Here is a 26,119-nt window from a genome sequence, read left to right as displayed (position 1 = left end):
ATAAAAGGTTCCTACCGATAGAGGTAGGAACCTTTTTGTTTAATCAAATTTTAATTTTTTTAATGCTTCTGCGAATGGGTTATTTAATGGTTCTTCTTCTTTTTTCTGTTGTTTCATATATTTTTGAACGTCGCGTTTATCGGCTTTGTTTCCAGATTCTTTTTTACGTCGTTCTTGGAATGTTGATAATTTCTCACGATAGCCACATTTACATGCGAAAATTTGGCCTGCACCCTCACCACGTAATTCTAGTTTCTTCTTACATTGCGGACAGCGAGCGTTTGTTGTACGAGATACATTTTTACGATGACCACATTCACGATCTTGGCATACGAGCATTTTTCCCTTTTTGCCGTTTACTTCTAGCATTGGTTTACCGCAGTCTGGACAAGACTTCGTTGAAATGTTGTCATGTTTATATTTTTTATCACTCGATTTAATTTCAGAAACAATTTCTTTCGTATAGTTCTTCATTTCCGAAATGAATACTTCTTTCTTTAATTTTCCTTTTGCAATTGCCTCAAGTTTTTGTTCCCACTCACCAGTTAGTGTAGGTGATTTTAATTCTTCTGGTACTAAATCAAGTAATTGACGACCTTTTGATGTAATGTGAATATCTTTACCACGTTTTTCAATTAAGAAAGAGTTGAAAAGTTTGTCGATAATATCTGCACGTGTCGCTACAGTACCTAATCCACCAGTCGATTTTAACGTATCAGCAAGTTGTTTATTTTGCGTATCCATATATTTTGTAGGATTCTCCATTGCTGAAAGTAAAGTTGCTTCATTAAAGCGTGCAGGTGCTTTCGTTTGACCTGATGTTTGCATAAGTAACTTTACAGTTAATGTATCGCCCTTTTCAATGTGAGGTAGAATCTGCTCTTTTACGTCATCAGTTACATCATCGTCTTCAAATCGATTTTCGTATACTTCCTTCCAACCAGCATGTAAAATCGTTTTTCCGCGTGCAATGAATGTTTCATTGCCAACCTTTGTGCGTAACGTTAGTTGTTCGTATTCGAATGCTGGGAATAAAACAGCTAAGAAACGTTTTATAACTAAATCATAAATTTTGCGTTCTTTATCTGTGAATGCTGAGAAGTTAACGTATCCTTCTGTTGGAATAATCGCATGATGATCGCTTACTTTACTATCATCAACAAATGATTTGTTAGGTTTGATAGGCTTTTGTAATACTTTATGTGCGAAGGGACGGTATTCTCCAACACCACATGCTTTTAGACGTTCTGGAAGTGTTCCAACGATATCAGATGAAATGTAGCGTGAATCTGTACGAGGGTACGTTAGTACTTTATGCTGTTCATACAATTTTTGCATAATATTTAATGTTTCTTTAGCAGAGTAACCGAACTTTTTATTTGCATCACGTTGCAATTCAGTTAAATCGTAAAGACCAGGAGAGAATGACTTTTTCTGTTTCTTATCAATTTCCACAACAGTAGCATTTTGTTTATCTAAACTTTTTACAATACCATCGATTTTTTCTTTATTAAAACTACGGCTATTGCCATTTGCATCTTGCCAAGTAAGTTTGAGCTTCTCCATTGTTTGAGCTTCGATGCCGTAGTAAGTTTGAGCTTTGAAGTTCTTTATTTCATCTTCACGACTAGCAATCATAGCAACAGTAGGGGTTTGTACACGGCCGCAATTTAACTGGGCATTAAAGCGAGTCGTTAAAGCACGAGTTGCATTAAGACCGATATACCAGTCAGCTTCTGAACGCGCAACTGCTGAAGCGTATAAATTGTCATAGGCTTTACCTGGTTTTAAATTTGCAAAACCATCTTTAATTGCTTTATCGGTTACAGAAGAAATCCATAAACGTTTGATTGGTTTATTTAGCTTAACTTTATCGATAATCCAGCGTGCGACTAATTCCCCTTCACGTCCAGCGTCTGTTGCTACAATAATTTCATTTACATCTTTTCTAAGTAGCTGACTTTTTACAGCATTAAATTGTTTACCAGTTTGTTTAATAACCGTTAATTTCAAACGCTCAGGTAGCATCGGTAAATCTTCTAAATTCCACTTTTTATATTTCACATCATAACTTTCTGGATCTGCTAATGTAACGAGATGACCTAAAGCCCAAGTTACAATATATTTACTACCTTCAAGATAGCCGTTTCCTTTTTTATCACACTTCAGTACACGAGCAATATCTCGTGCAACGGAAGGTTTTTCAGCGATTACAACGCTTTTTGACATATTAAAAACATCCTTTCAAATTTCCATAAGTTAAATATAGCATACATCTTCTTGAGATTCAGTTTCGCTCCATATTTCAGCTGTTTTTAATGGAGTTAACAAAATCCCAACTGATTAAAGTTTCACTTTATCAGTTGCCTCTATATCAAATAGAAAAGTAAAGAACTTGTTATTTTACTAGAATAAGAGTAGACTTTGAAGTAGATGAATAAGAAACACATGGGAGTTTGTGGATACAAACTGAGAGTATGGCTACTAGTCCGTCATTGACCATTTGAACCTGTTGGATAATGCCAGCGTAGGGAGAGTGTAAAAGCACATATTCAGGCACTTTGCGTACGCGCAAAGTGTCTTTTTGTGTATCTCCCATCATTATAGTTAGGAGATGAAAAGGATGAATATGAAAGAAATTAGTAAAGTAGTGGATTTGGTGAGAGAATCTAATCCGCTTGTTCATAATATTACAAATGTTGTTGTAACAAATTTTACTGCTAACGGTTTGTTGGCACTTGGGGCATCGCCTGTAATGGCGTATGCGAAAGAAGAAGTAGCAGAAATGGCTAGCATTGCTGGAGCGTTAGTATTAAATATGGGGACACTTCGTCCTGAAGAAGTAGAAGCGATGTTACTCGCGGGTAAATCAGCAAATGCGAACAATGTGCCAGTACTATTTGATCCAGTTGGTGCAGGAGCAACTTCGTATCGAACAGAAGTTGCGAGACATATTCCGGCTGAAATTGAGTTAGCAATTATCCGCGGAAATGCAGCTGAAATAGCAAATGTTATTAATGAGAAATGGGAAATTAAAGGGGTAGACGCTGGTACTGGAAATGGCAATGTTGTAAGTATTGCAAGGCAGGCAGCAGATGAACTAAATACAGTTGCGGTCATTACTGGAAAAGAAGATGTTGTTACAGATGGAGAGAGAACTATTGTTATTCGAAATGGTCACCCTATTTTAACGAAAGTTACGGGAACAGGTTGTTTACTAACTTCTGTAATAGGAGCATTTGTAGCAGTGGAAAAAGATTATGTAAAAGCAGCAGTAGCAGCATTAACGTTTTATGGTGTAGCTTCGGAACTGGCAGCTGCTAAGACCGTGGAAAAGGGACCTGGTAGTTTCCAAATTGAATTTTTAAATCAGTTAGCGAATACTACTTCTAGTGATATTGAGAAGTATGGAAAGATTGAGGAGTTAGAGTAAGAGGGAGTGAAAGAAATGGCACGCATTGAAATAGATAAAATGTCTAAGCTATTGCAAGTGTATTTTATTATGGGAAGTAATAACTGCACGAGGGATCCTTTAGCTGTATTGAAAGAAGCGTTAGATGGTGGAGTGACAATTTTTCAGTTTCGCGAGAAGGGGGAAGGTTCTTTAATCGGAGAAGATAGAGTGCGCTTTGCAAAAGAATTGCAGACGCTTTGTAAGGAATATAGTGTTCCTTTCATTGTAAATGATGATGTAGAATTAGCCATTGAATTAGATGCAGATGGTGTTCATGTAGGACAAGATGATGAAGGAATTACATCTGTTCGTGAAAAAATGGGAGATAAAATTATCGGCGTATCTGCTCATACAATTGAAGAAGCACGCTTTGCAATCGAAAATGGAGCAGATTATTTAGGCGTTGGACCTATTTTCCCAACGAGTACGAAAAAAGATACGAAAGCGGTTCAAGGAACGAAAGGATTAGCCTATTTTAGAGAACAAGGAATTACAGTGCCAATCGTTGGTATTGGTGGGATTACAATTGAAAATACAGCGGCAGTTATAGAAGCGGGTGCGGACGGTGTTTCAGTTATTTCAGCAATTAGTTTAGCTGAATCTGCGTATGAAAGTACGAGAAAATTAGCTGAAGAAGTAAAGAGAAGTTTGTAGGGAAGGACGTGTAGTATTTTAAGTGCTACATGGAGAAATAGACTGCCCCAAAATTTAAACAAACATTTGATTAAAAAAGCACAAACCTTTTTAAATAAAGGTTTGTGCTTTTTCTTTAAAACATAATTGAAATTAAGAGCATTCCAATTCCGATAGAAGTAAATGTTGCAATTAGGCCAGGAATCATAAAGCTATGATTTAATACGTATTTACCAATACCTGTTGTACCGGTACGGTCAAAGTTAATGGCAGCAACGATTGTGCCGTAGTTTGGAATGAAGAAATATCCGTTTACTGCAGGGAACATCGCAATCAGTAGCGCTGGTGGAATACCGAGTGATAATCCAAGAGGCATTAAAGCACGTACTGTGGCTGCTTGGCTATATAGTAAAATAGATAGAATGAATAGTGCGATGGCAAATAGCCAAGGTGCACTTGTTACTAAATGCTGAATGGATCCTTGAATCATATTTAAGTTTCCATTAAAGAAAGTATCTCCCATCCAAGCGATACCGAAAATAGCAACAACTGCTGTTGCCCCCGCTTTAAAGACGTTACCAGACACAATGCTTTCTACATTTGGTTTACAGAAAATAATAATAAGAGCCGCGATAGTTAACATAACCATCTCAATTGTATTCGGCATGGAAAGACGGGCTAACTTCCCATCAACTATCCATCCTGGACGAAGTGCTTCAAATGAACCAAGAAGTACAACAAGGAAGGTTCCTACAAGGAAAAGGATAACTGATAATTTTGCGCCCTTTACACCTACAAATTCTTTTTTCTCTTCAAGCTTAGGAATCATTCCTTCTTTTAATCGTTTTAAGTATTCAGGGTCTTCATTTAATTCTTTTCCCATCTTACTAGCAACGAATGCTGCTAACATACAAGCAATGAAAGTGGAAGGAATACTCACTTTTAAAATATCTAATAAAGTGATTTTATAGTCAGCTAACATTGCTAAAAGAGCAACTGTGGCAGCTGAAATTGGACTAGCTGTAATTGCTTGTTGAGAAGCGATTACGGCAATCGACATTGGGCGTTCCGGTCTAATCCCTGATTCACGAGAGACTTCTGCAATAACAGGAAGTACAGAATAGGCAACGTGACCAGTACCTGCACATAGTGTGAATAAATAAGTAACAATTGGAGCAAAAAAAGTAATACGCTTTGGATTTTTTCGTAATGCCTTTTCAGCAAGATGAACAAGATAGTCCATTCCTCCAGCAGCTTGCAAAGCACCAGCAGCTGTAATTACTGCCAAAATCATAAGCATTACATCGATAGGAGGCGCGGTTGGTTGTAGGTGGAAGACAAAAACGAGTATTGCCATACCAACTCCACCCATTACTCCTAAACCAACTCCGCCTAGGCGTGCACCAATAAAAATACAGAGTAACAAGGTAAGAAATTGTAGCCAAAACATGATAAACTACCTCCGAAATTCATTAGTTAAGATATATTCGAATAGTTTAATTTGAATGAAAATTAAATAAATACCCGAAGAAATCCTTGTTATTTATACATTTTTTATTATATAACACAAAAAAAGTAACATTCACGTACTTTTTGAAATTATTTCGAAAAAGCAATGCATTAAAAATTTGTATTTATATCTCTAAATAAGTAGACATTTTGATTTATATGTTGTAATCTTTGAAAGAGAATAAATTAATTCTCATAGAACTCCCATATCGTTCAACTCGTTCAGCGAGAAAGGCAAACTGATGGAAACATGAGGACGCAAAACTACAGGAGCTAAGGTCGAAAGGCTACGCTAGCCAGTTACCGGACGGATAGGGTTGGTCTTGGCCAATGCTTTTACATTGGCTTTTTTTTATTCTCGAACATATTGAGAAACATTTTCAAACAAAATATCCATATATTTTGTTTTTTTTGTTTGTGTTGATTAAGGAAGGTGGATATTAATGAAAAAATATTGGCATAAGTTATCGTTCCTTCAAAAGAACGTCTTATTAACCGTATTAGTTATTTTGACACTTGTTGGAAGTATGGGTGCATTAAGTTTCAATATGTTTCAAAATAGTATGATGTCTTTATTTGAAAGGCAGTCTATTGAAACAGGAGAAATAGTATTGAAAAAACTGGATGTAGAATTAGTTAGAGACATGGCGAAAGATCCTACAGCCGAAAAAGTGAAAAAAGAAAAGTTAACAGAGAAATTAGATGAAGTATCAAAAGAATTGAAAAGCGTTGGACAAACGTATGTTACAGGAGCAAAGCCGAATGAAAAGCGAGAATTACAACTCGTTGGTTTGACTACAGAGTTAACAAATGCGTTTCCTATAAAGCCGGGAGATTATTATGAACAACCCGCTCATTGGATGAAGGCATACGATAAAGTGATTGATACGAAAAAGGCTCAAATGACAGAAGTATATGAAGATGAAATAGGTTCGTGGGTGACAATATTAGAACCAATTACAGATGGAGAAAACAATATTATTGCAATTGTTGCCGCTGACTTAGATGCTTCCATTGTTCCTATTACAAAAGAGAAGTTTATGATACAGGGTTTACTCTTTATCATTATTTCATTAGCAATTGCGACTATTACTCAATTCTTTATCGTGCGTCACTCGCTAGCTCCATTAAAAGATTTACGAGAAGGGTTACGTAAAATTGGTGAAGGTGACTTGAGTATTAAATTAAAAGAAAGACCAGATGATATTGGAATTATTAATGTTTATTTCAATAACACGATTGAAAAGTTTAAAGGGATTATAGATAAAGTAAGGCAAACTGCTGAGCAAGTTTCTTCTTCTTCACAAGAATTGTCGGCGAGTACAGAGGAAAACAGCATGGCAGTTCAAGAGATTGCAAGTTCTATTGAAGGTTTAAGAGTAGGGGCACAGTCTCAAAAAACTTCAGTACAACAATGTTTAGGGATTGTACATGGAATGGAAGATAAGGTAGAAGAGATAACTGGGGCTGCGAAACAAGTTGCGGTTGCTTCTGAAGGTATGGAGCAACATTCAATTGAAGGTAATGAAGTGATTGGACAAATTATTAATCAAATGAGTTTAATTCAAAATGCAGTACAAGATTTATCTTCCATCATTTATTCGTTAGAAACAAGGTCAAAAGAAATTAGTGATATCGTAACTGTAATTACAGGTATTTCAAATCAAACAAATTTATTAGCTTTAAATGCTTCTATTGAGGCTTCACGTGCTGGAGCAGCTGGAAGAGGGTTTGCAGTTGTTGCTGATGAAGTACGAAAATTAGCAGAACAAACTGAAGCGTCTGCAAAAGATATAGCGAAATTAATTGGTGAAACACAAGCTGAGACAGAAGATGCTGTAGTTTCCATGCAAAAAGGTTCAAAAGAAGTAGAAACTGGAATTTCACTTGTTCAAAGTAGTGGAGATTTCTTCGAAAAAATCTCCAAATCAGCGCAATCTGTTACAGATCAAGTAAAAGCTGTTTCGGGTAATTCGAGTGATATTTTACAAAATAGCCAGAATATCGTTCAAGTCGTAAATGAATTATCACATATTGCAAATACTTATGCCAACAGCAGTAGTAATGTTGAAGAAAGCATGAAAGAGCAAGAAATATCAGTACAAGATATTGCAGAATTAGCGACTTCTTTAAGTTGGCTCTCTCAGGAATTACAAGAGCTTATTGGTGAGTTTAAAAGCGAATAAGGAGAAAGTTCAATTCTAATCAAGGGGGTATCTCCGCTACTGATTATGAATTGAACGAATCTGCCCTTTAATAAGGGATGAAAAAGGTGTGAATTTTCACACCTTTTTTATATTTAAGAGAGGAATTTACATAAATATGAAATTAGCAATTTCTTATAGTGAGATGGTAAAAGAATTTTTAGGAAAAGTAGAAGGAAGTATTAAAATACCTAAAGATGTGCAAGGAACAGAACTTAGGATAAAAAGGAAAACGGAACTGTTTTCAAATTTGACTCACATTGTAGATTTAATAGGAGCGACTGCAACGTGGTTATATCATATTTCTAAAGAAAAACATATTGTCGTGCTTTATCATGTAAGAGGAAGTTTATTTCCGATTACTATTGAAGTTTCTAATTTTCTCTCCTATGAAAGTTTAAATTTACAAATTGAAGAGCAACTGGAGCAAATTAAAGAAATGAATGAGGAAGAAATAGAAGAGTTTCAAAACGGTAATACGTTATATGAAATGTCACCTATTATTATTGGTGAAACATATTATGAGCTAAAAGACACGAATACATTACAATTTGTATTTAGTAAAAATATGCAAAGTGTAGAAATAATATTTAATAGTGTTAATTGGAAAGAGACAACAATTACTCGTTATGCACAACAAATACAAGGTGTTTTAATTAATAAATCACAAAATAATAATAATCATATAAATAATTTTAATGTTATTACAGAGGCCGAGATGGCACTTTATAGTCAAGTGAATGATACGACAGCAGTATATCCTGAGAAAATTATCGTCGATATGTTCTATAATACTGTTACTCAATTTCCAAATCGTATAGCTTTATCTTCAAGGGAAGGTACTTTAACTTATGAGGAGCTAAATAAAAAAAGTAATCAAATAGCTCATATGTTAATTAAAAACGGCGTCCAATTAGGAGACTATGTTGGAATATTTATGAAACGTAGCATAGACACAGTAGTAAGTATGGTAGCTATATTAAAAGCTGGTGCAGCGTATGTTCCGATTGATCCAGATTATCCGGAAAGTAGAATACAGTACATTATTCAAGATAGCCAAGCGAAAGTTATATTGATGAAAGAGACGCCTATAACATGTGATGGGGTTCAAACAGTTTCAATGTATGATAGTGAAACTTATGAAGATACAGATGTAAAGTTGTCTATTCATTGTGATGATGTAGCTTATATGATTTATACATCTGGTTCAACAGGGAATCCAAAGGGAACGATGTTAGCTCATAGAGGCGTTGTTAATCTGTATACTTGGATGAAAAAGCAATATGAATTGACAGAAGAGGATGTATTTGCCCAATTTCCTTCCTTTAGTTTCGATGCTTCTGTATGGGAGTCATTTGCTTCTTTATTCTGTGGAGGAAACTTATATGTACTATTAGAGGAAGAGCGATTGTCTGTAGAAGCATTTGCAAATGCAATCTATAAAGTGAAAGCAACTTCAATCTTGGCATTAGCAACAATTTTTGTTCGACAAGTAGCAACTTATTTAGCAGAAGAAGATATATATAAGCTAGCTTCCCTAAAAAGAATTGCGATTGGCGGTGAAATGTTGCCTGTAGAGGTTATTAAATTGTGGAGAGAAAGAATAGGTACAAATGTTGAAATTCATAATGTATACGGACCGACAGAATGTACTGTAGTGACGACAACCTATAAAATACCTAGTCAGTTAAATGAGGATGTTGCGAGTATTCCCATTGGTAAACCATGTGCTAATTATCAAGTTATGATTTTGGATGAGAATATGAATCTTTGTCCAATTGGTGTACCTGGTGAATTATATATAGATTCAGTGGGATTAGCAAAAGGGTATTTTAATAAGCCTAATAAAACAATTGAAGCTTTTATTCCGAACCCTTTTAATCCTATAGTTAATATATATAAAACAGGTGATATCGTTAAGTTGCTAGAGGATGGAAATATAGAGTTTTTACATCGGAAAGATGATCAAGTAAAAATTAGAGGACATCGTATTGAACTAGGCGAAATCCAAAGTAAAATTTCTCAAAATCATAATATAAAAGAAAATGCTGTTTTTGCTAAGAAGAGTAAGGAAGGTAGCCAATATTTAATCGCGTTCTATACAACTTTAAATAAAAAAGAAATACCAGAATTAGTTTATCAGTTACAAGAGCAATTACCAGATTATATGGTGCCATCTAAACTAATTTATATTAATGAATTACCACTTACACCTAATAAAAAGATTGATGTTAAGAAGTTAGCTCAGTTAGAAGAAAAGTATGAACCGGTTCGGCTACAAGAATATGTTGCACCTTCTAATAAAGCAGAAAAACAAATAGCGAACGCCTGGGCGGAAGTATTAGGAATTTCAAAAGTTGGAGTGCATGATGATTTCTTTACAATTGGTGGACATTCATTAAAAGTATTACGAGTCTTAACATTGTTAAAAGAAGATTTCTCACATTTAACAATTCAAGATTTCTTTAAAGAAAGAACGATATATGGATTAGCTCGAATTGAGCGAGAAGTAAAAGTAGAGAAAGAAGAAGTATTTCGTGAATATAAAGTGATTCACGAACCAGATACTATCACGTATGCAAACGTTTTGGAAGAAAACCAGATTTCAAATGTCTTTTTAACAGGAGCTACTGGTTATTTAGGATCACACATATTATATGAATTGTTGAGAGATACATCTGCTACTATTTATTGTTTAGTAAGACCAACTAAAGATGTGCAGCAAAGAATTATAGATACATTAACAGGCTACTTTAATGATATATGTGAAGAATGGTTACAGCGTATACAGGCCGTAGCTGGTGATCTTGGAGAAGAGTATCTTGGGATGAGCGAAGAAGAATTTATGTTCATCAGTTCTAAGATGGATACGATAATTCATTGCGGTGCAGATGTAAGACATTTTGGAGATGTAAAACAATTTGAAAATATAAATGTCCAAGGAACTAGCCGTATGCTAACATTAGCGGAGAAAGGTGCTACATTCCATTTTATTTCTACAATTGGTATCCCGTTAGAATTAGCGGTAGATCAATGGGATACATACATGAAAACTGGTGATTTTAATTACAGTGTAGACTTAGAGAATGTATATTCAAATAGTAAACTACAAGCGGAAAACATTGTTCGTGAAGCAATGAAAAATGGTTTGCGTGGAAATATTTATCGTGCAGGTAATTTAGCATGTCATTCAGAAACAGGTTCGTTCCAACAAAATATTGAAGGAAACGCATTTTATCGTCTTATTAAAACAATGCTATTAATTGGGAAAGCACCAAATGTGAAGTGGAAAGTTGATTTCACACCAATTGATTTTGCTAGTAAATCAATTGTATCGTATTTGCAAGATGCGCAAATTATAGGAGAGACGTTACATATTTGTCATCCACATCAAATTGAGTTTGAACAATTTATACAGCTAATTGGAGAGTGTGGATACAATCTTGAAATGGTTCCACTTTCAGAATATGTAAATACCGGACTTGCATTAGCGAAGGGAAATGAAGTAATAGCAGAGTTAATTGCTTCTCAAGTTGCAGGAGATGGAGCGCAGCAATCTGAAATTGTAATGGGTACGCGTAGAACGAATAAATGGATTAAGAAAAAAGAATTGATAGTACCAGCAATTAATAAAGAATTTATTCAGCAGTTATTAGCTCATGGTGAAAAAGTTGGTTATTTTCCAAAAATAATGAAATGATTATGCATGCTTTTGTTTGTTCAATAAAATAAATCATGCTACAATGAAAACGAATTAAGGACCGGGGAGCCAATTGGCTGAGAGGATGTAAGTAAACATCGACCCTCAACCTGATCTGGATAATGCCAGCGTAGGGAGTTACTTAAAGTGATGTAGCATATGTTATTCTGTAATAACTTGCATACAAGGCTTTCCTACGCAGTAGGAAAGCCTTTTCTTATTTTTGAAATTTATTTTTATAAGGGGGATTTTATTATGTCACAACAAGTTACAATGTCATTTTCAGTAGTACCACAAGCAAAAACGAAAGATGTATATTCTGTTGTCGATAAAGCAATTGAAGTTGTGCAACAATCGGGAGTTCGTTATGAAGTAGGGGCAATGGAAACAACTTTGGAAGGAGAATTAGATGTACTTCTTGATGTCGTTAAACGTGCGCAACAAGCTTGCGTCGATGCTGGAGCAGAAGAAGTGATTACTTCTATTAAAATCCATTATCGTCCAAGCACTGGTGTAACGATAGATGAAAAGGTTTGGAAGTACCGTGATGAATATGCAAAACCAGAAGCAATCTAAACTTATTACAACTATTTGGCTTATCCTTCTCATTGCGATATGGGAAGGATCTGTTTCATTATTTAAAATCGAACCGTGGATTTTACCAAAGCCTTCTGCCATTGTTCAAGAATTAATTGGGATGAAAGATTTACTATTACCAAATACGATGCAAACACTGCAGGAAGTTATAATTGGACTATTCTTTGCAATTTTATTGGGGACGAGCATCGCAATTATTATGGACGTTATACCGTTATTTCGTATTTTAATAAATCCATTGCTCGTTATTTCGCAAACAATTCCAATTGTTGTACTTGCACCGCTATTTATTATTTGGTTTGGATATGGGATGTTGCCGAAAGTAATGGTCGTAATACTCGTTTGTTTCTTCCCAATTGCGCTTAGTATTTTAGAAGGTTTTCAAACAGTAGATAAAAACATGTTGAAACTGTTACAAACAATGAAGGCGACAAAATGGCAAGTTTACCAGAAAGTAAAATTTCCAGCAGTGCTTCCATACTTTTTCTCAGGTTTAAAAATTGCAGTTACATATAGCGTAATGGGGGCAATTATCGGAGAATGGCTCGGTGCAAGTGAAGGATTAGGCGTTATGCTTACGAGGGCTACAAAATCCTTTTTGACTGCCCGAGTATTTGGTGTTGCAGCAATCATCGTTATGGTGACATTATGCCTGTATTTTATCGTAGAGTTTATGGCAAGAATAACAGCACCATGGATATATAGAAAGGACGGCAGAAAATGAAAAAAGGTTTGAAAGTTATGTTAGCTGCCTTAGTAGCGGTAGGTGTGGCTGGATGTAATCCGGCGAAGAAAGAAGAAAGTGCAAGTAAAGATCAAAAAGTAAAAGTAGTATTAGATTGGTTTCCAAATACGAATCATACTGGCTTGTATGTAGCGCAAACGAAAGATTATTACAAAAAGCAAGGATTAGATGTAGAAATTATTCAACCAGGTGACAATGTAACAGCAGAGCAAATGATAGCATCAGGAAAAGCAGACTTCGCAATAAGCGCACAAGAAAATGTAACGTTAGCTCGTGTGGAAGGAATTCCTGTTGTATCTGTAGGAGCGATTATTCAGCATAACACTTCAGCGTTTGCATCGCTTAAGAAAGATAATATGACGTCACCGAAAGATTTTGAAGGTAAACGTTACGGCGGCTGGGGAGGACCAGCGGAAGAAGCGACATTAAAGACGATTATGGATAAACATCAAGCTGATTTTAATAAAGTTGAAAAAATCATCTTAGGACAAACAGATTTCTTTAAATCAATCGGTCGTGATGCAGATTTCGAATGGATTTATTACGGTTGGGATGGTATTGAAGCGAAGCGCCAAGGAAAAGAGTTAAATACGATTATGGTGAAGGACTTAGATCCAGCGCTTGATTTCTATAGTCCTGTTATTATTACGAGTGAAAAACATACGAAGCAAGATAAAGACTTTGTGAAAAAGTTTATGAGTGCAACGACAGAAGGTTATAATTTTGCAATTAAGGAACCGAAAGAGGCTGCTGATATTTTAATTAAAGCTGTTCCAGATGTAAATAAAGATTTAGTTCAAGAAAGCCAAAAATGGTTAAGTACGAAGTATCAAGATGATGCTAAAGCATGGGGAGTACAGAAGGAAGAAATTTGGACGAATTACATGAATTTCTTATATGACAACAAAGTTATTAAAAAGAAAATCGATGTAAAAGATGCTTTTACAAATGAATTCCTTCCAAGTGAAAAATGAGCGGATTACAAATAAAAAATATAGTGAAATCTTTTGACGGAAAGAATGTATTAGAGAATATTAGTGCCTCTATACAAGAGGGAGAGTTTGTTTCCTTTGTAGGACCAAGTGGTTGCGGGAAAAGCACATTATTAAACATGATTGCAAATGTTGAAAAACCAACAAGCGGGAACGTAACGTATAACGATAAGCAAGTACAAGAGCAAGATGTTGTTAGTTATATGCCACAACAAGATTTATTACTACCGTGGCGATCAGCTTTGCAAAATATCGTTCTTCCGTTAGAAATTGAAGGAAAGCCGAAAAAACAAAGGCTGACAGAAGGAATGGAAGCATTAAAGCAGTTCCAACTAGATGAATATGCAGACCATTATCCAGATGAATTATCTGGTGGTATGCGTCAAAGAATTAGTTTTCTGCGCACATATTTATGTGAAAAGCCAATTATGCTGCTGGATGAGCCTTTTGGTAAATTAGATGCATTTACAAAAATGGAAGTACATAGCTGGCTTTTAAACTCTTGGCATCAAGAAAAGCAAACAATCGTTATGGTGACACATGACTTAGATGAGGCAATCTTGCTTTCAGATCGCGTATTTATTTTATCTCAAAGACCAGCGTCAATAGTTGGCGAGGTACAAGTGAAATTACCTAGGCCGAGAACGATGGATATGTTAACATCACTCGAATTAAAAAAGGATAAAGAAGAGATTTTAAGTGTGTTAGCTCCTTATATGAAAAAATAGAAAAAGCCTTTTAACAGTTTTTAGTATAATTACTGTTAAGAGGCTTTTTTTAGAATATGAAAAGATGGAGAAGGAACAAAAGGGAAAATAGAGAATAGAATATAACAGAGTAGTTTATACTCTTAATATAACAAATGTTAAAGGAGTGAAAGGATAAAATGACTTTATCAACTGTTCTTCAAATGGTTTTAGCTTGATATGGGAGAAGTCTGCCCATTTTTTAAGATTAAGCTAAATTGAAGACAGCAGGTAAAGAACCTTAATCCTTTTTTACGATAATATGTAATGGGTAAGGTGTATTCACCTTACCCATTTTTATATGCATAATTAAATAAGGCTTCATACTGTTGGTCTCTCTATTTAGCTTATGGACGATAAGTAAAGGAGAGAAAAAAATGAGTATATTAATAGTAGAAAATTTAAGTCATTCGTATGGTGAGAAAACCATCTTATATAATGCGTGCTTTCGATTATTAAAGGGGGAGCATGTTGGGTTAGTAGGGAAAAATGGGATTGGAAAATCAACACTGCTAAGAATTTTAACAGGAGAACTTATACATGATGATGGGAACATTGAATGGTTTCCACATGTGAAGGTTGGATTTTTGCAGCAACATATAGATTTACAAGAAGGAATAACAATTGAAGGATACTTGCAAAGTGCATTTTCTAACTTGTATGCGATTGAATACGAAATGTTAAAAATTGCAGAAGAGATGGCTGAAGCAGTAGAAGTAGAAAAATTGTTAGTAAGGTATGGAGAGTTACAAACTATATTGGAAAAATCTAATTTCTATCAAATTCATACAGAAATTGAAGAAGTGGCAATTGGTTTAGGGCTGTTTGAAATAGGATTGGAAAAGGATGTTTCAAAGTTAAGTGGAGGACAGCGGACAAAGTTATTACTAGGAAAGCTTCTTCTAGAAAAAGCTGATGTTTTATTGCTAGATGAACCAACGAACTATTTAGATACAGCACATATAGAATGGTTGCAATCGTACTTGAAGCTGTACGAAAAAGCTTATATTATCATTTCGCATGATGAAGTATTTTTGAACAATATTACGAATGTCATTTACCATCTAGAAGAACGAAAAGTTAAGCGATATGTAGGGGATTATGAAAAGTTTTTACAAAGTTACCAAGTACAAAGGAAACAATTACAATCGGCGTATGTGAAACAACAAAAAGAAATTGCTCAGTTAGAAACATTTATTCAAAAAAATAAGATTCGAAAAGCAAAACAGGCAAAAAGTCGAGAGAAAGTATTGGAGAAAATGCAAAGGGTTGAAAAGGTTAATAATATACCTCGGTCCCGTTTTGCTTTTACTGTTTATAATGAACCAGTAAGTCGTATATTACAGGCTGAGAAACTAAGAGTGGGTTATAGTGAGCCGTTATTTCCAGACTTGAATTTACAAGTGAAAAAAGGAGAAAAGATAGCTGTTGTTGGTCATAACGGTATTGGAAAAACGACAATGTTAAAGACGTTATTAGGTCAAATAAAGCCGCTAAGCGGTTCAATTTTTGTTGGGGAACGAGTAAATCCTGCTTATTTTGCACAGGAAGAGTTTGCTTCAGAAATAACACCGTTAGAGAAAGTTTGGGCAGAACGACCAGATATGACAAAGAAAGAAGCGCGCCAAGCATTAGCGAAGTGTGGATTGAAAGAAGAACACGTATTAAAACCTATTCGTTTATTAAGCGGTGGAGAGCAAACGAAAGTGCGTTTATGTGAACTTATCGTAACGAAAAGCAATGTTTTAATTTTAGACGAACCGACTAATCATTTGGATGTAGAAACTAAGATGGCTTTACAGGAAGCGTTACAACAATACAAAGGAACGGTTTTAATTGTCTCACATGAACCTTCTTTCTATGAATCGTGGATAACAAAAGTATGGAATATAGAAGATTGGAATACTGAACAATATGAATAAAGAAAAGGCATTAGCTTTTAGGAGCTAATGCCTTTTCTTTGTGATTAACATGATTTTCGAGAACTCTTACATGAGAATTGTATGAAGAAGCACTCTTATGGTGCGCTTATAAGCGTGCTTTTTCTTTTGTTATATTTATAATACGAAAGCCTTTCCCTAACAGGTGACTATCTTTCTTTATATATATAGATAGTTCAAAATGGAATGAAAATAATTCCTTTATGTAAAGGATAATATGGATATTATAGGAAGACAATAGAAATTAAAGGAAATTCATGTAAAATTCAAATGAACTTCATATAAACTTCATATTAGAAATTAAATATAATTATAATAGGTTATTATGATATTTTTGATTTTTCGTAAAATTAAAAGTTTGAATTTAGGAGGTATTGCTCAAACCTAAATTCAAACTTTAGTGAATTAATTAATGGATATTACGTCTAGTTTTCGCTAATGACGGTATTTAAAAGTTCGGCAGGATTACCTGTTCCTGCACCGCCAATTGTAATAGATCCACCAGGAGGAATTTCACCATTCCATCCTGCATTCGTAATTACATAATGATTATTTGTTTTACTACTAATTTTAGAATCCCAAACTTGTGTTAAATTACCGCTATAATCAAATTCTAATTTCCAATTTTTAATAGGAGTCGTTCCATTATTTTTGATTATAATCGAGAAGTTATAACCGCTGCCCCAATTCGAAGTGACTGAAAATGTAGCAGTACCATTTCCATCAGGAGGTGTCGTATTAGCTTCATCCGTTTTGACAGTAAGAGCGGTAGGTTGTGATTTATTTCCAGCAGCATCTTTGGCAATTATTGAAAATGTGTATTCCGTATTAGGTTTTAAGTTTTTAATTGTAATGCTATTTGTTGTTGTACTCCATTTCTCTTCTCCAGCAGTAATTTCATATTCCGTAACCCCTACGTTATCAGTAGATGCAGTCCAGTTTAATTGAACTGAGTTTGAATTTTTATTCGTAACTACAATATTTTTAACATTCGTTGGTGGCTCAGTATCTTTTTGACTAATAGGTCCACCAAGTAATTCTTTTACTAGCGTATCAAGTAATTTTGGACCACTACAACTATATTTTGGACTTGTACGGCAATCCCCGCTTAGTTCCCAAAACATTGCTCCACTTAAACCCTTCGTCTTTATATAGTCTGTTTTATATTTCATAGATTCATTGTCATCGTAGCTAATAAATGTGCCTGTAGTCGCATTATATAAGTAAGGTACTTTAGCTGTGTCATTCCAGTAGCGTACAAAACCATTTGTATTAACGTAATTGGCTGCTAAATCACCGTAATCATACACACCTGTGTCACCGGTAGAATAATCATCCCAAGTACCTTTAGAAGCAAGTTTCCCATCGCTACCTGGTTTGCAAGGTTGATATTGTCCGTTATTTTCTTTGCCACAACTTTTCCAGCCACGTCCGTAAAAGGGTACGCCTAATACTAGTTTATCGACTGGAACACCTTCATTTGTATAAACATTTATAGCACCATCTACGTAAAAATTCGTATTTGCTGCTGGGTCATTTGGATCCTTATATAGAGCTGCATTATGATTAGAAGTAGCTTCCCATCCGCCGTGGAAATCATATGTCATAATATTAATCCAATCGAGTATTTGAGAAATTTTCTTTAGCTCTGTATGATCAGCGTAGCGTTGGCTTGCGCCTGAAGCGATTGTTAGTAAATATTGTTTGCCATCTTCAGCACCTGCTTTATTCAAAGCATTTCGGACATCTTGAAGAAGGAGAGTGAAATTTTGTTTATCTTCAGGACGATAACTACCACCAGGAATCGTTTCAACGCCCGGATATTCCCAGTCTAAATCTACGCCATCAAACCCATATGCGCGAAGAAAAGCTACTGTAGATTCAGCAAATACTTTTCTTGTTTTTTCATCAGCGGCCATATCAGAAAAGCGGTTAGACCAAGTCCAGCCACCAACGGAAATAATTGTTTTTAAGTGAGGATATTTAGCTTTTAATCGTTTTAGTTCCCCGAAATTTCCGCAACGGGCATATTTATCGCAATCTTCCCAAGTTGTCCCTGAGCCAGGATACGATTTGGTAACATCAGCCCATGGTTCACCGAGTACGAGAGTACCATTAGGAACCTCTTTATTTTGCAATGGTACACCAGATTCTTTACAGTTCCACGTTTGTTTATTTGGATTATCAGGATGAGTAGAAGGGTTTCCATGTTTTCCATTCCAACAAATATCCGCGAAAGCATAGTTAAGGTGAGTAAGCTTTGATGCATCAATGTCAGCAACTTGATAATTACGTCCGTAAACGCCCCACGAAGGAAAGTACCCAACAATTTTTTGACTTTGCTTTGGTGAATCTGCTAATGCGAGATTTGGAGTAATAAAATTTGTGAGAAAAAGAGGTAAGAAAAGTAGTAGAGATAGTAATAGCAGTGTGAATTTTTGAGACCTCATAGCCATTTCTCCTTTCAAAATAAAAGATATATTTAAAGGCATACGCCAATAAACCAAAATGAATCTAGACGTATGAAACGTCTAGATAAAATGATCAGACATCACGAAGTCTATACAAGGGAGCTGGGGGTGATTAAATCGTAACAAATGTAAGATTTAGTGTAAACGCTTTATTAAGTTGAAAAAGACTTTCTCAATACAAAAAGGCTTGAATACAAACTATATATGAAAACGAAAGATTGGTATGGGAAGAAAAAGCTCATTATAAATAAATTTGAGAAAAAATTGTATGGAGCCAATTATTAAAGACGTAGAAAGATAAGGAAATATCATGTAAAATAATAGTAAAAATATGTAAAGGAGGGAATGGTGTGGATGTGTTTTTGAACATTGCTGAAGAAAAAATTCGACAAGCAATACGGAATGGTGATCTTGATTATCTTCCGGGAAAAGGAAAACCACTACAATTAGAAGATCTTTCAATGGTACCTCCAGAACTTAGAATGAGTTATAAAATTTTAAAAAATGCGGGAATGATTCCACCAGAAATGGAACTACAAAAAGATATATTAAAAATAGAGGATCTAATTGCTTGCTGTTATGATGAAGAAGAGAGAAAGAAATTACGAGAAGAGTTAACAGCAAAAACTCTTCGTTTTCAGCAGGTAATGGAAAAGAGAAAGATTAAAGATAGTTCAGCTTTTCGTATGTATCAAGGCAAATTATTTCGTAAATTACGCTAAGAGGGATAAGATGACTACATTTAAAACGATAGAAGAATTAGCGACCTATATCGAAGAACAACAATTGGTACTTCTGTTTATTAAAACGGAAAATTGTGGTGTTTGTGATGTTATGCTAAGAAAAGTAAATTGCGTATTAGAGAATTATGATTACGTAGAGAAAATAGAGATATTACTACAAGACATGCAAGAGATTGCGGGGCGATATGGAGTATTTACAGGGCCAACAATTTTATTATTTCATAATGGAAAAGAAATTCTTCGTGAATCACGCTTCATTTCACTTGAAAATCTAGAGAGAATCATTCAATTATTCGAGGAATAGGGGAGGCTTTTATATGGGATTTATTATTGTCATACTATTATTTGTTGTAGTTGGAATAATCGTAACAGCAGTTCGATCGAACAAAAAGAAGGTGAACTTGGCGAAACAAAATAACATACATAATTCATCTAACAGCTCATCACCATTATTTTTCTTTGCTGGATCGGATAATGATAGCTCGCATGATGGCGGTTCACATGATTGTGGAGGCTCTTTTGGGGGAGATAGCGGAGGAAGCTGCGGTGGCGGTGGGGATTGATGAAAATGCGCCTTATATAGGCGTATTTCTTTTTAAACAAACGTTTGATTAGTCGGCTTACATATACATAAACACAGTTAAACAAACGTTTGATTAATATTTTTAACATACTAAGGGGAATGGAAATGAAAAGGGAACCGAAAGTGAAAAATAAGGGGAAAGTAGTGTTATTTTTATTAGCTGCGGGAGGCGTATTTCTTGTTAAATTAGCATTTAAATTTGGAACAATACATATGATTCGAACTTGGTTTGAAAGTACGTTTTCTTAAATAAGGAATATAGCCTCTTGCGATAGAGGTTTTTGATTTGTTATTATTAGACTGAACGGTCGGTTTAAAGAGGTGTGAATATGAGAAGAAGCGCAGAAGAGATAAAGAAAGAAATTGCATACAAAGCAGAAAGTCTATTTTCACAGAAGGGCTACGCAGCTACATCTATGGAAGAGATTTGTGAAATTACAGAGCGAAGTAAAGGAAGTATTTATTATCACTTTAAAAGTAAAGAAGAATTATTTTTATTTGTAGTGAAACAGCATACGTATGATTGGCTTGAAAAATGGAATGAAAAAGAGAAGTTGTATAGCACTAGTACTGAAAAACTATATGGTCTCGCGGAATATCATGTAGAGGACATACAGCAACCAATTTCAAATGCCATAGAGGAATTCTCTATGAGTCAAGTTGTAAGTAAAGAGATTTTGGAGGAACTATTAGCTTTAACTAGAGAATCATATGTTATGTTTGAGAAATTAATTGAAGCAGGTATACAGTCTGGAGAGTTCCGTGAAGATAATACTCGTGATCTTATGTATATTGTGAATGGATTATTATCAGGGCTTGGAGTACTTTACTACGAGCTAGATTATAAAGAGTTGAAGCGTATTTATAAAAAGGCAATAGATGTATTGTTAAAAGGAATGGCAGCTGAATAATAGGTCAGTTGCTTTTCTTACAAAATAAATTAGACTGAACGGTCGGTTTGTGAAAGGGGAATGAAAATGAACGCTTTATTTAAAAACCGAGCATTTATGCTCGTTATGGCATCTGATATTTTACAACAATTTGCAATTTGGATCAGAAATATGGCTCTTTTATATTTCATAATGGAGCGGACAAATAATGATCCAGTTTCAGTGTCTCTATTATCTGTCATGGAGTATGCACCTATTTTTATTTTCTCGTTTATCGGTGGTGCGCTAGCTGATCGCTGGAATCCGAAAAGAACAATGGTCGCTGGAGATGTGTTGAGTGTACTGTCTATTATAGGAATTGTCCTGTTGTTAAAGCTGGATTATTGGCAGGCTATATTTTTTGCGACACTCATTTCCGCGATTGTAGGTCAGTTTTCTCAGCCCTCATCTTCGCGTATATTTAAGCGCTATGTAAAAGAAGAAGAGATAGCAAATGCGATTGCATTTAACCAAACATTACAGTCATTATTTCTGATTTTTGGACCAGTGGTAGGATCGCTTGTGTATACACAACTTGGTTTATTTACGTCACTATATAGCTTAATCATTTTATTTTTGTTATCTGCTATCGCCCTTTCATTTTTACCAAAATGGGTTGAAAAAGAGCAAGTGGCGAGAGATTCATTAAAAAATGATATAAAAGAAGGTTGGAAGTATGTTCTTCATACGAAAAATTTACGTATGATTACGATTACTTTCACCATTATAGGCTTAGCTGTTGGATTAACAACTCCATTAGAGGTGTTTCTTGTAATAGAACGCCTTGGAATGGAAAAGGAAGCAGTTCAATATTTAGCTGCAGCTGATGGAATAGGTATGTTAATTGGTGGTATTGTTGCTGCAATTTTCGCTTCAAAAGTGAATCCGAAAAAAATGTTTGTATTCGGTATGGGCATATTAGCAATGTCATTTTTAGTAGAAGGGCTATCTACATCATTTTGGATTACTAGTTTCATGAGGTTTGGAACAGGTATTTGTTTAGCTTGTGTTAATATTGTTGTCGGTACGCTTATGATTCAACTTGTACCAGAAAATATGGTTGGAAGAGTAAATGGGACGATTTTACCACTGTTTATGGGGGCAATGCTAATTGGAACTTCACTAGCTGGAGGATTAAAGGAACTAACTTCACTAGTTACTGTGTTTTGTATAGCAATGGCACTTATTTTATTAGCGATAGGGCCAGTTCTACGTATGCAAATAAAAAAAGAAGATGTTGCTAATAAAGAGGCACTAACAAATTCGTTAGCTTCGAAATAACTATTGTAAGGGAGCAATATTGCTCCCTTTTTCTTTGAGGAACTTTTGACAACTATATGAGCCAATTATATACTGATGTTGTAAAAACGATTTTACAGGTTAGGAGCAATGGTGTGAAAAATCAAATCTATGAATTACGCACTGAAAATAATATTTCACAAGGCGCATTAGCTGATAAATGTAAAGTTTCTAGACAAACGATAAATGCAATTGAGAATAATAAATATGATCCAAGTTTAGCGTTAGCATTTCGTTTAGCTGAAGTATTAGGAACAACTGTTGATAAATTATTTTTGTACAAGCAGTAGAGTCGTTCATTATAAGTCGGACCTTTAAAAATAAAAAAGATCCTCTTCTTATGAGAAGAGGATCTTTTCTTATAGCGTTTTAGTCTTTGGACTAGGTGGTGTAACGGATGTATTATTTTCTGGAACTCTAGTTAGTAAAAATCCTCCGATAATAAACAGAACAATAATACTAAGAACACCAGCGTTTGTTTTTCCTGTTAATTGGGTTGTAACACCGACTAATACCGGACCCATAATTGCGGCAAACTTGCCAAATATATTATAAAATCCGAAGAATTCATTAGCAGATTCTTTAGGTACTAGTTTTGCAAAGTATGAACGACTTAGTGCTTGAATACCACCTTGAGATGTAGCAACTAACATTGCTAAAATCCAAAAATCAAGTGTCGTTTTTAAAAAATAAGCATATGTGCAAATAATGATATAAATAATGATACCGACATATAACATTTTTTTACCAGTAAATGTTTCAGATAATTTTCCGTATAGTAAAGCAAATGGACAAGCGACAATTTGTGTTACAAATAATATGATTAATAGATTCGTTGCACTAATACCGAGATCGGTTCCGTAAGCGGTAGACATAGTAATAATTGTGTCGACTCCGTCAATATAGAAAAAGTAAGCGATTAGAAACATAAATACAGTTTTATATTCTTTAATATTTTTAAAAGTATCAGCAAGACGTTTGAAGCTCATTCTAATAGGTCTTGGATGACGCTCAATATAGTGTGTTTGCTCTACGTTTTTTAGCATTGGAATTGTAAATAATCCCCACCAAAGAGCTGTTATTGCAAAGGAAATTTGACTAGCAATGCCGACCGATAAGGGAATAGTTCCTTTTTGGGAAAGAATAATAAGAGCGATACAACCGATAAAAGGAATTGTACTCCCGATATAACCTAATGCAAATCCTCTTGTAGAAATTCGGTCCATTCTATCTTCAGAAGTGACGTCTACTAAAAATGCATCATAGAAAATGTTTGCTCCAGCAAAGCCGATTAAGGCGAGCATATAGCACCCTAGCAATAAGTACCACTGAGAGGTTGGAACGACTGCTAACATACTTGTAAATACGATACCGAGTCCAAAGAAGAATGTGAAAAAACGTTTTTTAAATCCTTTATAATCAGCAACTGTGCCAAGAATAGGAGCAAGTATAGAAATTAAAAGTGTTGCGAATGAGTTTGCATATCCCCAATATGCTGTTGAAGTTGCCCCAGATAGTCCAGCTTCTTTTGCAGCTGCTTTAAAGTAAATTGGAAATAATGCAGTTGTAATGACGAGCGAGTATACAGAGTTCGCCCAATCGTATAATATCCAGCTTTTTTCTTGTCTGGACATTTTTTTCATATAATGTTCCCCCTTAAATTTGTTTTACTAACAGTGTACAAAAATAAAAATTATAAAAAGAGAAACAGTGATGAATTTTACATAACTTTTACATATATACACTGTTCTTTACAATTGGAGTAAATCCTCTACAATTGCTCCGTCTGTTTCACCTAAGTGTAAACCGAGTAGTCTAGCGATAGTTGGGCCCTCATCAATAAGTCTCATATACGGTATGGTAATGCCGCTTTTTATCCCTTTCCCAGCAGCTATAAAAATTGTTTCATAGTTAGGTTTTGTTGGAGAGTATCCATGCGTACCAAATGTATATTTTTTACTGGGCGTAACATCTTTTTCGGTAATTTCTTTTATAAAATCTCCTGTATAGTTTTCAGTGAAATAATACCCTTCTCGTGCTTCTAACATGAATAAACAATTACCGTCTGCACCGCAGTCTTTCGCAGCTTCATCATGAAGTATAAATTCAATTCCGTTTTGTTTATTTTGAAGTAGTTCTTCAAGGAGTAGTTGTACCTCCCGAATTGTATCCGTATCATTTTTGTCCTTTACATATACATAGGCAGAGCCGTCGCAACTTTGGCAATAGGCTTTCCAGTCTACTAATTTTCTTTTTTTATTAAGAGATATAAGTCCTCTTTGATGGAATAGCACATTTAATTGTATGGATTTGTTTTCACTTAAAGCGCTATGATCACCAAGGGCAATAATTGTACTTTCTTCGTATAAGTCACTTTCTTTTAGTGCTTGAATAATTTTCCCTAGACGTTCGTCGTGTCTCTGGATAGCAGCTATTGTTTCGTTAGATTCAAAGCCGTGATAGTGTCTTTGTGTGTCTAGATCGGTGAAATGTACGAACATGATATTAGGCTTTTTGGTCTGGATTGTATGCACAGCAGAGGCGAGGACGAAATCATCCAGCTCTGGTTGTGATAAACCATTTCTTATATGGCCGAAACGACGATTTAAATCTAATTGGTATAGTGGGCTACCGCTAAATAAGGAAACTAACACTTGATTTTGCCAAGGTCTATTTGGAAAAATTTCTGGTAAATTGTAATCGATGTTCGCTCTTCCAGTAACAGGCCATAGAAGGGCAGCTGTCGTTAAATTTGCTTTGCGCGCTTCATCATACAATGTTGTTCCTTTTATTGATTTTCGGTACCAATGCCAATCAGGTGATTCACGCCCTGGTTGAAGTAACGTATTGCTAACAACACCGTGCTTGTTAGGGTAATTACCGGTTACGATTGTTGAGTGGCTTGGATATGTTACAGAAGGATAAATTGGTTCTACTTTTTCGACAACCGTGCCCTTTTTTATTAGAGATTGGAAATAAGGTAGTTTTTGTAGTATAGGAAAATCTAAAGCTGATAAACAGTCGAATGATAAAATAATGACATGGTTTGTTAATGCTTTATCCATAAAGTTCCCTCCTGATTATATAAAACCTATTCTTATATATTACTATTAATACCTAGTAATAAAAATATATTTTTATGTGAAAATTTATTATTTATTTTCAGAAAAATTAAACATATAATTAAGTATAAGGGAATCTATGGAAGGAGGAAACACTATGGATTGGTTAGATGGATTTGGTATCTTTTACATCATTGGCGGAATCACGATTATCCTTGTATTTGCTATTTCATATTTACTAAAGAAACGGTTTCCAGACAAACAGTTCGATATTATATTTGCACTTAGTTTAATACTTCTTTGCTTAGCGTCCTTTCCCGTTACAATGATTGTTATTGGTGGGTGGGAAGGAATGGGATATGGATTTATTGGTTTCTTCGTCCTACTTGGTACACTTATCGGTATGATTGCACATCAACTTGTGAAAATTACGCGGAAAAGCTACGTATAAAACTGCAAAAAATGAAAAGAATATATAAAAATAAGAAAATTAGCTATTGTTTTAAAAAAGA

Annotated in this window: 22 protein-coding genes and 3 riboswitches; of the genes, 17 read left to right on the top strand and 5 right to left on the bottom strand. The window is 34.9% G+C overall.

The annotated features are described in order from the left end of the window. Nucleotides 1-39 precede the first annotated feature (39 nt). Nucleotides 40-2,229: a DNA topoisomerase III gene (gene topB / locus ACTFN4_RS24390; RefSeq protein WP_439962928.1), complete on the bottom strand. Its 2,190-nt coding sequence runs from the start codon at nucleotides 2,227-2,229 to the stop codon at nucleotides 40-42. A gap of 209 nt (nucleotides 2,230-2,438) precedes the next feature. Continuing rightward, nucleotides 2,439-2,551, top strand: a riboswitch (TPP riboswitch). A gap of 72 nt (nucleotides 2,552-2,623) precedes the next feature. Here topB and thiM point away from each other — a divergent pair. Together thiM and thiE are read left to right on the top strand one after the other, a co-directional pair. Next, complete coding sequence (gene thiM / locus ACTFN4_RS24385) at nucleotides 2,624-3,433, top strand: hydroxyethylthiazole kinase (RefSeq protein WP_001056096.1); 810 nt, start codon at nucleotides 2,624-2,626, stop codon at nucleotides 3,431-3,433. A gap of 15 nt (nucleotides 3,434-3,448) precedes the next feature. Next, nucleotides 3,449-4,108, top strand: coding sequence for a thiamine phosphate synthase (gene thiE / locus ACTFN4_RS24380; protein ID WP_000090960.1), 660 nt, complete (start codon nucleotides 3,449-3,451; stop codon nucleotides 4,106-4,108). Nucleotides 4,109-4,223: 115 nt separating this feature from the next. Here thiE and ACTFN4_RS24375 read toward each other — a convergent pair whose 3' ends face one another. Next, entirely contained in the window at nucleotides 4,224-5,537 is a 1,314-nt protein-coding gene (locus tag ACTFN4_RS24375) for an anaerobic C4-dicarboxylate transporter family protein (protein WP_000498704.1), read from the bottom strand. A gap of 282 nt (nucleotides 5,538-5,819) precedes the next feature. Then, nucleotides 5,820-5,904: riboswitch (cyclic di-GMP riboswitch) on the top strand. 135 nt (nucleotides 5,905-6,039) lie between these two features. On the opposite strand from ACTFN4_RS24375, the gene ACTFN4_RS24370 reads away from it, so the two are divergent. The 7 genes from ACTFN4_RS24370 to ACTFN4_RS24340 all read left to right on the top strand — a co-directional run bounded on the left by ACTFN4_RS24370 (nucleotide 6,040) and on the right by ACTFN4_RS24340 (nucleotide 16,502). Next, nucleotides 6,040-7,782, top strand: coding sequence for a methyl-accepting chemotaxis protein (locus ACTFN4_RS24370; RefSeq protein ID WP_000761079.1), 1,743 nt, complete (start codon nucleotides 6,040-6,042; stop codon nucleotides 7,780-7,782). 136 nt (nucleotides 7,783-7,918) lie between these two features. Beyond that, on the top strand, nucleotides 7,919-11,500 hold the full coding sequence (locus ACTFN4_RS24365; protein ID WP_439962927.1) for a non-ribosomal peptide synthetase family protein: 3,582 nt from the start codon (nucleotides 7,919-7,921) through the stop codon (nucleotides 11,498-11,500). A gap of 52 nt (nucleotides 11,501-11,552) precedes the next feature. Beyond that, a riboswitch (TPP riboswitch) is annotated at nucleotides 11,553-11,654 on the top strand. Nucleotides 11,655-11,755: 101 nt separating this feature from the next. Next, nucleotides 11,756-12,076: an MTH1187 family thiamine-binding protein gene (locus ACTFN4_RS24360; protein ID WP_000082906.1), complete on the top strand. Its 321-nt coding sequence runs from the start codon at nucleotides 11,756-11,758 to the stop codon at nucleotides 12,074-12,076. Next, the gene (locus ACTFN4_RS24355) at nucleotides 12,048-12,821 is read left to right on the top strand and encodes an ABC transporter permease (RefSeq protein WP_001057166.1); all 774 of its coding nucleotides are present in this window, start codon (nucleotides 12,048-12,050) and stop codon (nucleotides 12,819-12,821) included. Before ACTFN4_RS24360 ends, ACTFN4_RS24355 begins: the two co-directional genes overlap by 29 nt. Next, complete coding sequence (locus tag ACTFN4_RS24350) at nucleotides 12,818-13,816, top strand: ABC transporter substrate-binding protein (RefSeq protein WP_000715573.1); 999 nt, start codon at nucleotides 12,818-12,820, stop codon at nucleotides 13,814-13,816. The genes ACTFN4_RS24355 and ACTFN4_RS24350 overlap by 4 nt, the downstream gene beginning before the upstream one ends. Further along, nucleotides 13,813-14,562: an ABC transporter ATP-binding protein gene (locus ACTFN4_RS24345; protein ID WP_000016088.1), complete on the top strand. Its 750-nt coding sequence runs from the start codon at nucleotides 13,813-13,815 to the stop codon at nucleotides 14,560-14,562. Before ACTFN4_RS24350 ends, ACTFN4_RS24345 begins: the two co-directional genes overlap by 4 nt. Before the next feature lie 395 nt (nucleotides 14,563-14,957). After that, nucleotides 14,958-16,502: an ABC-F family ATP-binding cassette domain-containing protein gene (locus ACTFN4_RS24340; RefSeq protein ID WP_439962926.1), complete on the top strand. Its 1,545-nt coding sequence runs from the start codon at nucleotides 14,958-14,960 to the stop codon at nucleotides 16,500-16,502. Nucleotides 16,503-16,945: 443 nt separating this feature from the next. Here ACTFN4_RS24340 and ACTFN4_RS24335 read toward each other — a convergent pair whose 3' ends face one another. Further along, entirely contained in the window at nucleotides 16,946-18,970 is a 2,025-nt protein-coding gene (locus ACTFN4_RS24335; protein ID WP_439962925.1) for a glycosyl hydrolase family 18 protein, read from the bottom strand. A gap of 371 nt (nucleotides 18,971-19,341) precedes the next feature. Here ACTFN4_RS24335 and ACTFN4_RS24330 point away from each other — a divergent pair, with 371 nt between their 5' ends. The 7 genes from ACTFN4_RS24330 (at nucleotide 19,342) to ACTFN4_RS24300 (ending at nucleotide 22,835) form a co-directional block, all read left to right on the top strand. Beyond that, nucleotides 19,342-19,713 carry a J-domain-containing protein gene (locus tag ACTFN4_RS24330; protein ID WP_000382376.1) on the top strand — a complete coding sequence of 124 codons (372 nt, stop codon included), beginning with the start codon at nucleotides 19,342-19,344 and terminating at the stop codon, nucleotides 19,711-19,713. 10 nt (nucleotides 19,714-19,723) lie between these two features. Beyond that, nucleotides 19,724-20,038 (top strand): thioredoxin family protein, encoded by a 315-nt coding sequence (locus ACTFN4_RS24325; protein ID WP_000206515.1) that lies wholly within the window; start codon nucleotides 19,724-19,726, stop codon nucleotides 20,036-20,038. A 13-nt stretch (nucleotides 20,039-20,051) separates the two neighbouring features. Next, on the top strand, nucleotides 20,052-20,297 hold the full coding sequence (locus ACTFN4_RS24320; protein WP_000505774.1) for a hypothetical protein: 246 nt from the start codon (nucleotides 20,052-20,054) through the stop codon (nucleotides 20,295-20,297). Nucleotides 20,298-20,422: 125 nt separating this feature from the next. Continuing rightward, nucleotides 20,423-20,566 carry a hypothetical protein gene (locus tag ACTFN4_RS24315; RefSeq protein ID WP_000817981.1) on the top strand — a complete coding sequence of 48 codons (144 nt, stop codon included), beginning with the start codon at nucleotides 20,423-20,425 and terminating at the stop codon, nucleotides 20,564-20,566. Between the two features lie 80 nt (nucleotides 20,567-20,646). Further along, entirely contained in the window at nucleotides 20,647-21,228 is a 582-nt protein-coding gene (locus ACTFN4_RS24310; RefSeq protein ID WP_001254439.1) for a TetR/AcrR family transcriptional regulator, read from the top strand. 66 nt (nucleotides 21,229-21,294) lie between these two features. Beyond that, the gene (locus ACTFN4_RS24305; RefSeq protein WP_000992547.1) at nucleotides 21,295-22,527 is read left to right on the top strand and encodes an MFS transporter; all 1,233 of its coding nucleotides are present in this window, start codon (nucleotides 21,295-21,297) and stop codon (nucleotides 22,525-22,527) included. Nucleotides 22,528-22,583: 56 nt separating this feature from the next. Next, nucleotides 22,584-22,835 (top strand): helix-turn-helix transcriptional regulator, encoded by a 252-nt coding sequence (locus tag ACTFN4_RS24300; protein ID WP_002023181.1) that lies wholly within the window; start codon nucleotides 22,584-22,586, stop codon nucleotides 22,833-22,835. Between the two features lie 69 nt (nucleotides 22,836-22,904). Here ACTFN4_RS24300 and ACTFN4_RS24295 read toward each other — a convergent pair whose 3' ends face one another. Continuing rightward, a complete protein-coding gene (locus ACTFN4_RS24295; RefSeq protein WP_000738812.1) occupies nucleotides 22,905-24,188 on the bottom strand; it encodes an MFS transporter in 1,284 nt (427 codons plus the stop codon). A 108-nt stretch (nucleotides 24,189-24,296) separates the two neighbouring features. Further along, nucleotides 24,297-25,610, bottom strand: a complete 1,314-nt coding sequence (locus ACTFN4_RS24290; protein WP_059304174.1) for an alkaline phosphatase family protein — start codon at nucleotides 25,608-25,610, stop codon at nucleotides 24,297-24,299. Between the two features lie 154 nt (nucleotides 25,611-25,764). Here ACTFN4_RS24290 and ACTFN4_RS24285 point away from each other — a divergent pair, with 154 nt between their 5' ends. Continuing rightward, nucleotides 25,765-26,058, top strand: a complete 294-nt coding sequence (locus tag ACTFN4_RS24285; RefSeq protein ID WP_000383850.1) for a YesK-like family protein — start codon at nucleotides 25,765-25,767, stop codon at nucleotides 26,056-26,058. Nucleotides 26,059-26,119 lie beyond the last annotated feature (61 nt).

Origin of the sequence: Bacillus cereus group sp. MYBK95-2 (genome assembly GCF_051915225.1) — a bacterium.
Taxonomy (GTDB): Bacteria; Bacillota; Bacilli; order Bacillales; family Bacillaceae_G; genus Bacillus_A; species Bacillus_A cereus.
The sequence above is the reverse complement of the archived record's forward strand: the minus strand, read 5'-3'. Positions and strand labels throughout refer to the sequence as shown.